The following is a 14,443-nucleotide window of genomic DNA, read 5'->3' as shown; positions in this document are numbered from 1 at the left end:
CCTAATTTTCGGAGCCGGCATGATTGATCCACCCCTCCTGCTGTCAACATCGCACCGACTTGTCCGACTTTTGACCGAGTCCGTCTCGGACCATCTCAACGGCGCGGGGTCGCTGCAGGCGGAGCTGCGCGCGAGCTACGACCGAGCATTCTCGGCAGGACTGACGGCGGCGCGCTGGGAGGAGTGGCGCGACGAGCAGGTGGAACAAACTGCTATCGGATGGCTGCTCGGCACGGTCTTTGCCCGCTACGCGGAGGACAACGGACTACTCGCAAGGGCAGCTCCAACTGTCGATGCCAGAAGCTGGTGGCTGTCGCGCTTCTCCTCGCTGGCGAACGCGCTGGCGACGGCGCCGGCCCAGCTCTGGCCCGCACACTCCCACATGATGCCCGAGGATGGAGCCCAGCTGCTGATCGACTTCTGGCAGCAGCACGGAGAAGGCGGGGGCCGCCCCGCAATCGATCTCCGTGTCACGGATCTGGACACAGGGTTCCTTGGCGACCTCTACCAAGATCTCTCAGAACACGCTCGACGTCAGTACGCGCTTCTCCAGACACCGGTCTTCGTAGAAGAGTTCATCCTAGACCAGACGCTCGAGCCCGCTGTCGAGCGCTTCGGCCTAGACGACCTCAAGGTCATCGATCCCGTCTGCGGCTCAGGGAGTTTCCTGTTGGGTGCCTTCGCGCGCCTCCTGCGGCATTGGGCTACCGCCGCACCGAACATGACAAAGGTTGAACGAGTCCGTCGTGCACTTGGAGCGGTGCACGGCGTCGACCTGAACCCGTTCGCGGCGCAGATCACCCGGTTCAGACTCCTCGTTGCGGCCAGGCGGGCTTGCGGGAGTTCATCAAGATTGAATAGTTCGACCGCCGACTGGCCAATAAATGTCGCCACCGGCGACTCGCTCCTAGCGAAAGGCGACGACTTCGATACGCATCCCGGCCTGCTGACCCCCGGCCAGTATCACGTGGTGGTCGGAAATCCGCCGTACCACACGGTCAGGGACCAAGCCCTCAACGCACGGTATCGAGAGCGTTACAACACCTGCGCCGGAAAGTACGCCCTCACGGTGCCATTTATTCAGCGCTTCTTCGAACTGGCTCGCAACGAAGGCAAAGAGGAAGCAGGGTATGTAGGCGCATTGGCAGCCAACTCATTCGCGAAGCGCGAGTTCGGCCGCAGGCTGGTGGAGAAGTATCTCTCAGAACGCGTTACTCTAAGTATGGTGGTGGACAGCTCCGGCGCCTTCATACCTGGACACGGCACCCCCACACTAATCTTGTTTGGCCGTAGCGTTCCCAACCTGGAATCAGACTCCGTGCTCATCGTCGCAGGCCTCCGCGGCGAGCCAAGCAGACCTGTCGATCCGGAGAATGGTTTAGTCTGGCAGTCAATTCTACGCCACGCGCATCAAGGCGGCGGAGCTGACCGGTGGACCGAATCGCGTATCGTCGGCCACGCCGCACTGCAGTCATTTCCTTGGCAGCTAAGCGGAAGTCAACCATCTGCCGTGATGCAGCGCCTACCCAGCAACCAAGCGTTGAGTGAAGCCGTTACACGGATCTCATACTTGGCCAGCACTGGCGCCGACGAAATCTTTACCGCACCTCGCCGCGACTGGACGAGGCAGCACACCGAGCAGGAATATATAGTTGATGTCGTGTCTGGATCCGATGTACGTGACTGGACAGCAACTCCCGGCCGCTCGGCGTTTTTTCCACGCACGCGTGAGATGCGAACAGTCGACCTCAGCAAGTTGCCGGGCCATCACCAAAGGCTCTGGCCATTTCGCACCCTGTTAGGGAATCGTCCGGATTACTCGGGACGATCGTACTTCGAAAGCAACCGGGCTTGGTATGACTGGCATTCTGTAGCCGGGAGCCCCACAGGCCATCCTTTAAGGATTGTTTTTGCGTGGGTCTCAACTCACCCCCACTTTGCCGCTTTGGATGACGCCATCGCTCTGCCCTCCGCGCCGGTCATTGAACTCGGCCCACAAAGCTCGTCAACCGAACGGGCCGATTTGATAGCGCTGCTGAACAGCTCAACGGCTTGCTTCTGGCTTAAGCAGGTCAGCAATAGTAAGGGTGTGTCGAGTAGCCACAAGAGCACGGGCGGCGGTGGCGAGCCATGGGAGGCCGTCTACGAATTCACCCCCGGCAGATTGAAAGAGCTGACCCTGCCGCTGGATTCAGCCACAAGCTTTGGTGAGGAGTTAGCCTGGCTGGCCAGGGAGGTAGAAGGGTGTACGCCAGCCAAGACTATTGCCGCCGACACCCCTTCGGCGCATCGTCTAGCCGAGGCGCGCAGGCGCTGGAATAGACTCCGAGCCCGCATGGTCGCCCTTGCCGAAGAGCAGGACTGGGAAATTTACGCTCGCTATGGACTGCTGCCCGAGCAGACTTTGGCTCCCGGACTCGCAGACATTCCCCTCCTAATGCCAGGCGAGCGAGCATTCGAGATCGCGCTTGCTCGTGAAGTTGAAGAGGGAAGGGGAACGACGCAGTGGTTCGTGCGGCACGGCATTGCACCTGTTGTCGATATTCCAGATCATTGGCCCAGCCAGTATCGTGAACTCGTAGAAGCTCGGATCCAGGCGATCGCAACTTACGGTCACCTCAACGTACTCGAAAGCCCCGAAAACAAACGGAGGTGGGCGACGCCCGGCTGGGAAGCGATGCAACAACAAGCCCTACGCGACTGGCTACTCGACCAATGTGAACGCCCCGCACTCTGGTACAACACAGAAGACAGCCGCCGAGCTTCTCAGGTCCAGACCGTCTCGTCGCTTTGGGAAAAGCTTCGGCTCAACCGTTCAATAGTCGAAGCCGCATCACTATACGCGCCAGGCAAAAATCTCGTGGAAGTTCTTCGCGAGCTACTTGCAGACGAGACCGTACCCTGCCTTGCCGCGACGCGCTACAAGGACAGCGGAATATCCAAGCGCGCCAACTGGGTTAGGGTTTGGCAACAACAGCAGATCGAGGATAAGGCCCGGGCGTCCGGAGACGATCACGCTGCGCGTGATATCCGCAGAAGGACAGCGGTGCCACCGAAATTTGCGGCGGGAGACTTCCGGAAGCCCAGCTATTGGCGACTACGCGGAAAGAGCGACATGCCGTCTGAGCGTTTCTTCTCGTATCCAGCGGTTACTGACAGGGAAGGGGGTCCAGTTCTGGGCTGGTCGGGGTGGGACCATAAGGAACGAGCCCACGCGCTGACGGCCATGATCGAAAAGGCGCTCGCAGGCGGGAAGGAGGATCCTGATGCACTGATCGCGCTAGTAGCCGCCGCACAAGAACTGTTAGAAATCCATGATCTTACCGATACCAAGGCGGCTCCTGTCGAAGGTTCCAACCGCATGCCTTTGGACGACTGGCTCAATCGGATCGGCGCCACGCATGAGAGTATTCGAAGGTGGCGCCCAAAGCCCGCGAAGCGAGGGCGACCGCCGAAGAGTTCTGCAGGATAATCTTGGGCAGACCGAACGGGGCAACGCTTCGTCGTCCTCGACGCCCGCACCGGCAAGGGCCGGGAAAAGCGCTCCCAGCCTCACGCCGTGGCGCGTCAACGAACACGCCGCCGTCGCCAGCCCACCGGATGCCAGCGGCAGGGTGCGGATCTACCGCGCCACCAGCCGACCGTGCACGACGCGAGCCAGCCGTGGATGCTCACAGCCGAGTGTGTCGCGTCGCAGTGGCCATCCTTCATGACCCGTCAGTTGGTCTGTCCGGTCGGTAGGTGCCGGCCGATGTAACCGACATAGATCCGTCCGCTCCGCGCCGTGTCGTCGTAGTAGTGCATGCGGGGGCTGATCATTGCGGACTTAACGATCTTGAAGTGTGCACCCATGAAGATCCTGCCCACTTGAACAACGGAGGCGGGCACGGGAAGAAGCCGTTTCCTCCGGAACGCCGGGTTGGTTCGGACCTCCTCGCTTTCGTCACGGGCGTGTCGTCGCGTCGGCCAGTCGTGGCAGCCATCTGGAGTGTTCTCCAGGAAGCCATGCACGTCGCGATCCCAGCGCCCGTCTGCCTTCGCCGCTGCATAGTCTTGGAGCACCAACAACGCGTCCCAGGTCTTCGAAGCCCAGGCGCCAAGGGGGTCTTTGCTGTCGAGTTCCACAGCGCAGTCAGGATCGCCCGTGAACACGACGTGCTGGAGTCTTGGCAGCCAACGGAGCAACTCACCGAAGCTGTCCGGCCGGGCGACGTCCGATTCCGATGGCTGCGCCGTCCAGGCCACTTCTGCTTGCCCCATGGAAGCCAGCCGGTGGCGCAGCGTCCGTTCAGTCTCCGCGGACCGGGTCAGGCGTTCAACCGCGTCCCGGTTCTCGATCTGCTCATCATCCAGCTGCCACTTGACGTCGTGATACGCCTTCTGTGTCTCATCGAGTTCGGCCTGGAGCTGCGCAAGTCGGGATGCAATGTCGTTCTGTGCCTCCTGCGATGACCGACCGACCTCAATCAGACGCACGAGCTCGTCGATCCGGTCGACGGTCAGGTCATCGATTCCTACCTTGATCTTCAGGTAGTCCAGCAACATGCCTTGCTGCGCGCTGGCGTCAGCTTGCCGGCGCTCACTCTCTCGCGTCTCGACGGCCGCCGCCTGGGGTTGCGACGGAACGAGCGACGGCCGCTTCGGACTGACGTCGCCGAGCCGGTGCACCAACATGTCGTCGGCGATGCGTTCCAGCATCCGGTGTACCCGCGCTACCGATGCGGGTAGCGGCTGTTCGAGAGCCTGCAGTTGGGCGTTGGAGGCGAGGACCCGCGCGAGCCGGGGCTGTTCGTTGTCGTCGGCAATCCGTTCGGCGCTCAGGACCCGGTGCCGCAGCCCGTCGACGACCGAGTCCGGTTGAACCTGATAGCGATAGGTCCGAAGACGGCCGGGCAGTACGGCGTGTGCCTGACCGAGCCGGGCGTTGAGCAACTGCGTGGCCTCCCCGTCCAGCACGTAGCACGAGGACATACCGATGGTGAACCGGGTCAGGTTGGCGATCCGGTTCGTCCACGGGACTGACGGCAGCGAGTCGTCGTTGCCTGCGACGAAGACGACACCTCGTCGCTCGGTGTCGATGAGCGCTCGATGGACCTCGTCGACTTCGTCGCCGCGGATGACGATTGGTCGCGTCGTCAGGCGTGCGGCACCGTCCCAGGCATCGATGATTTCCAGGATGGGGGCGAAAAAGCGGGGGGTGCCTGCGAGGCGGGGGCGGCTGCGTGGGTCCTCGCTGTCGGGGTCAGGTGATTCGATGTCGATCCAGGCCCACGCCGCCCGCTCTCTCGCGTTGGGCGCATGTACGGTCAGTTGAATGATCCACTGCCCGTCCGGCTTCGTTTCGACGATCCGTACGCGCGTTGATGTCGACCCATCCTGCCCCTCGTGCTGCAGTAGGAGGGCCCTGACGTTGTCGCCGATGGTCGCCCACCGATTCTCTTGAAGCGCGGACGGATCCCAGCCCTTGGGGCCCGCGATCCAGCGGTCGAGTTGTTCCCGTACCAGTGGCTGCAGGTGGTTCCGTTCGCGGTGGGTCGTGAACACAGACCTGAAACCGAGCATTCGCGCCGTCCCGAGGGGTTACAGGCGAGAGGGCTGCGCCGAACGCGTCGCCGCACTCGCTCGATGCGGCCCTCGCTGGCCTCCGCTTGCTACTCCAGCACCTGGTCTCGGTTCGGAAGCTGGAGTAGCAGCGGCGGTGTCGGGGCCGGCATCTGGACTAGGAAGAATCAATCCGCTTGCTTGCTGGTCACCGAGATGAGCTGTTGATCATGGTGCGGATTCCAGGTCATTGAGGAGCGCGTGTACAGGTGCCCAGCACATCCGCACCGTGTCCAGGTCGGGCACGAGCCCGTAGTCGATCTGGTGACGAGGGTGCACGAAGTTGCGGTAGTCCCGGACCTTCTCCATGAAGTCCTTGGCGTCGGTCTGAACCCACTTCTGTCGGTGCGCGTACTCGAGGAGCAGGTGAAGGCCCGCTCGTTCGGCCCGAACCCGTCGGCCGTTCCGGTCGACCAGGCCGCTCCTGCGTACGGTCTCGTCGCGGTCAGTCACCACGACGTGCAGCAGGCCTTCGACGAAGCTGCCGATGCCGATGATCGCCAGTGCGTAGGCTCCGTTGTTCTGGCAGATCGACGCTTCGTCGGCGCGGGCCATGAGGATGTCGGTCGCCTTGCTGTTGGGAGATAGTCGTCGCACCCGCTCGTGGAGGTCCGGCGGCGGCCCGTACAGGGGAACGTCGCTGCTCTGGCTGATCTGACCGAGCACGGGGCGCCCGCCGACGTAGGTGATGGTGAGCTGCTCGGGAGCCAGGATGCGGTTCAGCTCCTGTGCGATCGGTTCGGCGGCCTCGACGCCGCCGTCGTACTCCAGCGGATCACCGATGCGACAGAGCAGCCGATCGAGTGCGGCGGCATCATCGGCACGGGAACGGAGTACTTCTGTCAACCAGGGGATCCGCGGAGAGCCGTCGTACTGCGGTTCGCCGGGCCACCGGACCCTGTGCAGGAACCGCTCGATCTGCGTGCCGGTTCGCTCGTAAGGGCCATCGACGTCGCAGATCAGGCGGGCGATGCGTTCCAGAGTGAGCGGGTCGAGGGCAATCATCGGGACACCTCCCGGTCGGCGCGCTGCTGCGCGATGTCGAGTGCTTCGGTCAGGCGCTGGAGGATGATTGAGCCGCGCTTGCGGAAGCCAAGTTCGCTCATGGCCTCCTGAAGGCGCTCATCCCGATCACGCTGAAGCTGGTCGCTCACCAGCCAGGTGCAGATCTGTACCAGCTGTTCCCGCGTGTAGTCGGTGATCCGCAGACCGATCGGCACGTCGGGACGTGGGCCACGGCGGGTCGCCGGCGGCGTCGATGGCTGGGCGGGCCGGCGTGCCGGCGGTACGGGGTGACTCCTCGCGGCGTGGTTGCCGCGGTCGACCGCCTGCTTCCAGCGGGCGATGAGTCGGGCTGTCTGGCCTGTCGGATCCACGTACCAGTCGGTCGACCAGATGCGGTGGAACTCCCACCCGAGGCGCTCGAGGTGTTGCTGGCGCAGCCGGTCCCGGTCCCGGGCGCTGTGTGCCTGGTGGTACGAGTGACCGTCGGTCTCCACGGCGAGGACCATGCGGCCGGGCTGGTCCGGATGGGCGAGGGCCAGGTCGATGCGGTAGCCGGAGACGCCCCACTGCGGCACGGCGTTGATGCCCTGCTGCTGGAGAGCCTTCAGGACGCTGCGTTCGAGGCCGTTGAGCTCGACCCCGGTGTGCTGTCGCGCGCCGAGGTCGCCGCCGAGGTCAACGAACTCCAGGTAGCGGCGGAGCAGTTCGGGTCCGCGGTTCCGTGTCGCCGCGGTCTGGTTCGGGTCCATGTCGTGGTGGGAAAAGGCGCTCACCACGGTCATCCGACTCCGCGCTCGGGTTACCGCGACGTTGAGGCGCCGCTCACCGCCTTCTTGGTTGAGCGGTCCGAAGCGCAGCGGAAGTCGACCGTCTCTGGTCTTGGCGTAGCCGATGCTCAGGATGATGGCGTCCCGCTCGTCGCCCTGGACGTTCTCCAGGCTCTTGATGAAGAACCGCTGGCTCGCGGCCTGGTCCTGGGAGAAGAAGTCGTCGAGATGCTCGTGCTCGCGGCGTCGGCTGCGCAGAGTGGCTTCAATCCGCAGGGCGTGCTTCTGCCCCATCGTGATGACCCCGAGGCTCTCGTTCGGTCGCTGCTCGGCGTGCTCGAGGATCAGCTCGACCGCCCGGTTGACCTCCTCGGTTGATGAGCCGCTCTGACCGGGGGCCACACGGCCGTCTACCGTCTCCAAGCGCAGCGGGCTGTCGACCTGCACGCCAGGGAACGTGACGAGGGACCGGTTGTAGATCTCGACGTTCGAGAACGCAATCAGGCGCTCGTCTCGGCTGCGGTAGTGCCAGGTCAAGCGGTACCGGTCCGAGATGAGGCCACCGAGGACGTCAAGAACGGACTCGTAGTCCTCGAGGCTCTCGTCGCCGAGATCATCGTCTTCGCCAGCCGGGCTCTGCTGAACGAGGCGCCGGAAGAACGGCGTGGGTGGGAGCTGCTTCGGGTCGCCGGCCACGACGAGCTGGGTGCCCCGCATGATCGAGGCGACCGCGTCGTGCGGCTCGATCTGGCTCGCCTCGTCAAAGATCACCACGTCGAAGGACCGCTCGGGCGGCAGGATGCGGCTGACCACCAGTGGCGACATGGCCCAGCACGGGAACGCGGCGAGGAGCACCTCCGGTGCGCTGCTCAGCAGCTTCCGAAGAGAGAGGTGCCGGCTCTTCTTGGCCGCCTCCCGCCGGACGAGGCCGTTCTGGTCGGGATAGGCGTCTCGGGCCTTCCGCAGGTTCACTGCCACGTTGCGACGCACGTGCCGGGCGGCCATCTCGATGTGCCGGCTGTCCGCGACACGGAAGTCCTGGACCACCGTGGCATGCTGCTGCCCGACGAACTGACCGAGGTACGGGACCCGCATGCGCATCTCGTCGAGGACCACCTGCAACCAGGAGCGCAACAGGGTGTCGGCTGCCTCGTCGCTCGAGACCTGCCGGGTGGCCAGGTCGTCGAGCATGTGGCTCAGCCCTAGCGAGCGGAACAGCTGCTGCTGCTTGTTTAGATCGGGCATCAGGAACAGCGTCTCGCGGTCGGCGTTCAACTCGGCGAGCGTGTTGGCCGCGGTGGTGGTGGTTCCACGCTCAAGGCCGTCGATCCGGGCACATGCCGCCACCGCGGCGAGGTGGTTCCGCACCTGCGTGAAGGACGACATGCACAGGTCGGCGCCCGCCAGAGCAGTGGGTGCGCTGTCCTGACGGCTGAGCTTCCGCCACCGCTCACGCTGGTCCACTGCGGCGACCAGGCCCTGATACATCTCGGATCGCTTCCGGGGAGCGGCCGGACAAGTCCGCCGCAGCTCGCGGCGCAGTTGGAACCGGCGGAAGATCCCGAGCGGCTCCGAACGGCGCGGCCGGGATCGCCCAGGTGCTGTCGCATAGACGAAGTCGTCCAGATCCGGGCCGAAGACCTGCTCGCCGTAGCTAGCGATGGTGAGGTCGACCTCGCTGAGCAGTTCGAACAGGTCCCTCCACGCAGCGAGGTCGTCTGGCACGTCCAGCCCTGCGCGGTCGACCAGGTCCCGGATCTGGCGCTGTGCGCCCTGCAGGGCACCAGCCGCGAGCTCGTCGAGATGCACCAGCACCTTGCCGACATCGTCTGGGGTGCGGATAGCGGCCTTCGCCCACGGCGACTCCCCGCGCCAGATCCTCAGCCCGCCACGATCCACGAACGTCCGAAGGTCCTCCCGCGCGGACTCAAGCTTCGACCGGTCAAGGTTCCGCAGCTCGGACGCGCGCAGGTTGTAGCCGCTGACGTCGCAAGTCGGAAGCGCGAGGAGCTGCTCGATGACCTGAAACGCGCTCACCCCCCAGGGCTGCCGTACCTCGTGCAGCTCGGCCGGGTGCCGTTTCGCCGCGGCCCGGCGGCTGTGCAGGCGGCGGTGCAGTTCGTCGGTGTCGACGGGTGGTTCGGTGCCGGCTTGAGTGAGGACGTTGGCGATGCGCTGGGCGACCTGCCGTTTACTGATCTTGCGGTCGTGCAGGTCGAACACCAGATTATCGAGCCCGGCGTCGCCAAGGCGGTTCATCACCGCTTCGATGGCAGCCCGCTTCTCGGAGACGAACAGCACGCTACGACCCATCGCGGCCATGTACGCGATGATGTTCGCGATCGTCTGGCTCTTACCCGTGCCGGGTGGACCCTCAATGACCACATGTCGGCCGGACAGCACCGCGTCGATCGCCGACTGCTGAGAGGAATCCGCGTCGTGGACCAGGAACTCCTTGGCCGGATCAATCCGATCGGCACTGGAGCTGGGCTCCTGAGCTTGCTCCGTGCGCAACTGTTGCCGAGCGTCGCGGTCGCCCGCCATTGCGCCGATCACCGGATGTGAAGCCAGCAGCTCGGCTGAATTGCGCAGGTCCTTGACCATGGCCAGCTTGTCGAAGCTGAAGACGCCGGCAACCACCGCGGGCTCGAGCCGAAGAGACAGGCCGCTGGGAGCTACTGCGTCGGCGATCAGCTGGTAGGCGGCGCTCAGCTGCTGGTCTGGGTCAGCGATCTCGGACAGCATCGCGCTCAGCTTCTCGCCCAAGGCGCTGATGTCCGCCTCCACGCCGTACTGCCGCTCAAGCGCGTACAGGAGGACGGGATTGATCTCAGGTGACTCTGACAGCTCCAGCGTGAAGTCATTCTCGGTCGCCGTCCTGCTGTCCAGCGCAAGCTGCTGCAGGATCAGCGGCGCCCGCAGCGGTTGCATCGGCACGGACCCGCGGGTGTACGAACCGACCATGCAGAGCAGACCGCGGGTCACCCAACCGGCCTGGATGCCCTGCTCCTCCTCCAGCTCGACCAGCTTCCGGCGGAGGCTGCGCGCAGTGTTGCAGGCGGTGTTGTGACGGTCCTGGTCCGGGAACAGCGTCCGTAGGCGAACCTTCTGTCCCCGGAGCAGATCGGCGACCGCGCCGGCAGCCGCCTCGGCGAGATCGAGGGTGGTGGTCTGTCGTTCCTTGAAGTAGAGCAGCGTGTTACGTGGGCCGAAGTCGATCAGTTGGTCTGCCCACCGACCGGCGGCCTGCTGGACGAGGTGAAGCACATCGGGTTGGGTCAACAGCATCTCGTCTCCAAGTCAGTCGACGTACGCCAGTGCTGATCCGCCGAGCCAATCGGCCCGAGGCAAAGCCCTCCAGGATAGGACGGATGACATGTCGGTCGATGCGTCGGATTTCCGACAAGAACGTCATCGGAACAACTCCACTCAGCAACATCTACCGCCCGGTCGAGGTGCCGCCAGGCCGTGTCGGCTATCGATCAGTCCGGATTCGGCGGTGCCGGGGTGGGGTTTGCCCGGGTGGAGACCAACCCGTGTCGTTACGTCTTTCCATGTGGATGTGAGGCTGCGGCAGGCCTGGCTGCAATTGCGCTCTGCGATCGGCTTGCGCCTGGTCGGGCGACGGCAAGCCGTCAGGCCGCCTCGGTTGCTGGCATAGCGTTGCGCTTGACGACGGCGAGGATCGCGCAGAGGCGGTCCACGTCCGCCGATGGGAACAGCACTTCGGGCCCGTGGGGCGCGATGGCGTTGAACGGAGACTCGTAGAGGCGGCCCGGGTCCATCACACCGTTGGCGGTCAGGTCGTTGATGATTAGGTTGATGAAGTCAAGCTGCGCAGCGTTGAGCGCCCGACCGGTCAGGAACTCGCTGAACGCTTCCCGAGCTGCCTCACGGTCCAGTCCCACCATCGAGCGGATGAACAAACCGAGCCCTTCGGATGCCCGCCGAGCCTGGTCGATGTCCTGCTTGTCCCCCACGCCGCTCTCGCCGAGCATCCGTTCCAACTCTGCGAGGTCAGTACCGGAGAGCGGTCGGTTGCGGCGCAGTTTCTGCACCGCAAGGTGGTCCTCGTGGGTGCGAAGATAGACGCGAACCTTCTCGCGGAACCGGTCAAGATCGGTACCGGTACTCACCCCGGCGAACGGCATTTCGACTACCTGATCGATCTCGTCGGCAAAATTGGTGTAGACCACGGCCCGGCGCGCCTTGGGGACCAGCCGGACGAGGTCGCGGATGCGGCGGCGGGCCAACTCCAACATGGGCAGAGTGACGTCCTGCCACCACTCGTCGCCTGCAACCTCATCGAGCAGAGTGACCCGTTCCCGGATCGCGGGGATGGTGGTCTGCTCCAGCAGGGCTGCGGCGATTTCCTGCACTTCGGTGCGGTGCCGGTTGAACCGGCCATCCGGCACGAGCAGGCCAAGCTGCAATCGGAGGATGAGCAGGTCGAACCGCTTGGCCTCCTCACCGTCATCCCGCACCTCGCTGGGAAGGCCGGCAAGCTCGGTGGCGAGCTGCGCGGACACCTCCGGGGACAGCCTGTGCCAGTTCTCGAAGTCAACGAAGTACTCGACAAGCCTGCGGTGCGGGCGGACCACAATGTTGTCCAGGCGCATGGCCCGGACCCGACGGTGTAGCTCGCGGGCGAGGTCCCAGCGCAGCCCGGCCTCGGTGTGGGTACCGTCGGCGGCGTCGCTGGCGGGGGCGTCGGCGGGACAGCGCTGGTCGAGCTGGTTGACCAGCTCGACCTTGGCCTTGAAGAGCCGCTCGGTAAGCGATGGGCTGAGCGAGCCTTGAGTGGTAGGCGGGTTCTGACCAAAGTATTCAAAGTTGCCACAGAAGTCGAAGACGAAGAAGTCCTTCTTGTCGACACCGGGGGCGTAGAGGTCGGGGCGCAGCCGGGTGCCCCGACCAAGCATCTGCGCGAACTTCGTCTTCGACCGGACGTTCTTGAAGAACACCAAGTTGATGACATCGGGGACGTCGATTCCCGTGTCCAGCATGTCGACCGAGATGGCAATGTGCGGCTGTCGATCCGGGTTCGAAAACGAATCGATCAGCCCCTGGGCGCCGACGATCTGATGGGTGATGATCCGGGCAAACTGTCCTCGGTAGTGCGGATAGTTGGCATCGAAGCGCTCGGCGATGAACTTTGCATGCCGGTTGTTCTTGGCGAAGATGATCGTCTTGCCGATCCGATCACCGCCCGCTACCCGGTGTCCCCGGGTCATCAGGTACTCCAGCACCTTGTCCACGGTGTCGGCGTTGAAGAATTTGCTGTTGACCTCGTCGGCAGTCACCTCGTCGGGCACGTCGCCGTCGCCCCACTCGAGGGCGTCCCACTCGTCCTTCTCGGCCTCGCTCAGCTCGTCGTAACGCAGGCCGGTGCGCTGAATCCGCAGGTCAACAGCGACAGCCCGGGGCGGAACGAGATACTTCTCCTCAACGGCCTCCTCGAGGGTGTAGGCGTCGGTGGGAACGCCGTCCGCGAGGTCGAACAGGCCGTAGGTGTTCCGGTCGACCTCGTCCTTAGGCGTGGCGGTCAGCCCAACCAGCAGAGAGTCGAAGTAGGAAAAGATCGCCCGGTACTTCTGGTAGACCGAGCGGTGCGCCTCGTCGATGACGACCAAGTCGAAGTGACCCGGGCCGAACCGCCGCCGCCCGCCGTCGGTCTGGTTGATCAGGCCCAGCATGGTCGGGTACGTCGAGACGTAGACGCGCCCCTCGCTCACCTTGTCGTCGGTCAGCTTGACAGTGGTGGCGTGCGGCAAGTGCTCTTTGAACGCCCGAGCGGCTTGGTCGACCAGGGCCACCCGGTCGGCCAAGAAGAGCACCCGCTTGACCCAGTTGGCCCGCATCAGCAGCTCGACCAAAGCGATGACGGTGCGGGTCTTACCCGCTCCCGTGGCCATCACCACCAGGGCTTTGCGCTGCGCGTCGCCCTCGAAGGTCTCGGCGATCCGGCGAATGGCCCGCTGCTGATAGTGCCGCTCGACAATGTTCCCGTCGATGGTCAACTCGGCGAGCCGGCGCCGACTCGTCCGCCGCTGCACGAGAAGCTGAAGCTCGTCGCGCGTGTAGAAGCCCTGGACCGGCCGCGGCGGGTACCGGTCGTCCTCCCACAGCCACGTCTCGTAGCCGTTGGTGTAGAAGATGACTGGGCGCTGGCCGTACGTCGCTTCCAGCGCGTCGGCGTACTCCTTGGCCTGCTGCTGGCCGACCAGCGCGTCGCGCCGGGTGCGCTTGGCCTCGACGACGGCGAGGGGCCGATCGTCGGTGCCCCAAAGCACATAGTCGACCTGGCCGTTGCCCGAGCCGCGCGGCAGGCCGCTGACGGGGAACTCGCGGTCACGCTTCTGGTCGAGCGGCCAGCCTGCCTCGCCGAGCAGCACATCGGTGTAGCGGTCGCGGGTCTCCTGCTCGTTGTAGTCGTGGTGGTCGGGACGAGCGGCGTTGGCAGCCTTCGCGGCCGTGATCTGCGCCCGCAGGGCGGCGATCTGCGCGTCGAGATCGACGTTGGCCGCCTCCGCCTCTGCGAGCGCCGCATCCCGCGCCGCGAGCTGCTCATCCAGGGCACGGATCTCCGCCCGGCTCTGGGTCCGCAGATCGGCCGGATGTGGCACCAATGCGGGGTCAAAGGCCAGGGCATCGGGGGGTATGGCGGAAGCATCGCGCGTATAGGTGCGGGCAATCCAGTACGTCAGGTGGAACAGCTCACGGACCACCTGGTCGGCGACCTGCGCGGTCACCGGGCCATTCTCGTGTACGGCCTTGTTGGTCTTGACCCGGATGATCTGCATCTTGGCCGTAAGCGTCGGCCCGACAAGGTTCTTCATCGTCGGCTCAGTGATCAGTCCTACGAGCCGCTTGTCGCTCGGCTCTCGCAACACCCGATCGGCACGATAGAGCCACTTGAGCGCGTGCTCCAGGCACCGACGAGCATAGAAGCAGGCGGTGCGCGGATTGACCGCCGCATTCAGCTCGGCCTGCTCGGCCTCGGCGAACAGCTCAGGCCACTCAGCCCGCAGGAACGCGAAGTTGCTCATCGACGAAGAACCCCCCCCCCC

General features: G+C 64.7%; 5 protein-coding genes. 1 reads left to right on the top strand and 4 read right to left on the bottom strand.

Annotated elements, in window-relative coordinates; genetic code table 11:
* Positions 1-19 precede the first annotated feature (19 nt).
* Entirely contained in the window at positions 20-3,472 is a 3,453-nt protein-coding gene (pglX, locus tag GA0070612_RS31420; RefSeq protein WP_157742466.1) for a BREX-2 system adenine-specific DNA-methyltransferase PglX, read from the top strand.
* Positions 3,473-3,717: 245 nt separating this feature from the next.
* On the opposite strand, the gene GA0070612_RS13240 is transcribed toward pglX, so the two are convergent.
* From GA0070612_RS13240 to GA0070612_RS13225, 4 genes are all read right to left on the bottom strand, one after another.
* Positions 3,718-5,544 carry a hypothetical protein gene (locus tag GA0070612_RS13240; protein WP_231924548.1) on the bottom strand — a complete coding sequence of 609 codons (1,827 nt, stop codon included), beginning with the start codon at positions 5,542-5,544 and terminating at the stop codon, positions 3,718-3,720.
* 225 nt (positions 5,545-5,769) lie between these two features.
* Positions 5,770-6,606, bottom strand: coding sequence for a hypothetical protein (locus tag GA0070612_RS13235; protein ID WP_088988165.1), 837 nt, complete (start codon positions 6,604-6,606; stop codon positions 5,770-5,772).
* Positions 6,603-10,661 carry an AAA domain-containing protein gene (locus tag GA0070612_RS13230; RefSeq protein WP_088988164.1) on the bottom strand — a complete coding sequence of 1,353 codons (4,059 nt, stop codon included), beginning with the start codon at positions 10,659-10,661 and terminating at the stop codon, positions 6,603-6,605. The genes GA0070612_RS13235 and GA0070612_RS13230 overlap by 4 nt, the downstream gene beginning before the upstream one ends.
* A 347-nt stretch (positions 10,662-11,008) precedes the next feature.
* Positions 11,009-14,422 carry a DEAD/DEAH box helicase family protein gene (locus GA0070612_RS13225; RefSeq protein WP_088988163.1) on the bottom strand — a complete coding sequence of 1,138 codons (3,414 nt, stop codon included), beginning with the start codon at positions 14,420-14,422 and terminating at the stop codon, positions 11,009-11,011.
* Between the last annotated feature and the right edge of the window lie 21 nt (positions 14,423-14,443).

It is taken from the genome of Micromonospora chokoriensis (assembly GCF_900091505.1).
Lineage (GTDB): Bacteria > Actinomycetota > Actinomycetes > Mycobacteriales > Micromonosporaceae > Micromonospora > Micromonospora chokoriensis.
The sequence above is the reverse complement of the archived record's forward strand: the minus strand, read 5'-3'. Positions and strand labels throughout refer to the sequence as shown.

Excerpts from the sequence above, each read along its gene's own strand:
- pglX (WP_157742466.1), top strand. The coding sequence starts at position 20 with ATGATTGATCCACCCCTCCTGCTGTCAACATCGCACCGACTTGTCCGA.
- GA0070612_RS13235 (WP_088988165.1), bottom strand. The coding sequence starts at position 6,606 with ATGATTGCCCTCGACCCGCTCACTCTGGAACGCATCGCCCGCCTGATC.
- GA0070612_RS13230 (WP_088988164.1), bottom strand. The coding sequence starts at position 10,661 with ATGCTGTTGACCCAACCCGATGTGCTTCACCTCGTCCAGCAGGCCGCC.
- GA0070612_RS13225 (WP_088988163.1), bottom strand. The coding sequence starts at position 14,422 with ATGAGCAACTTCGCGTTCCTGCGGGCTGAGTGGCCTGAGCTGTTCGCC.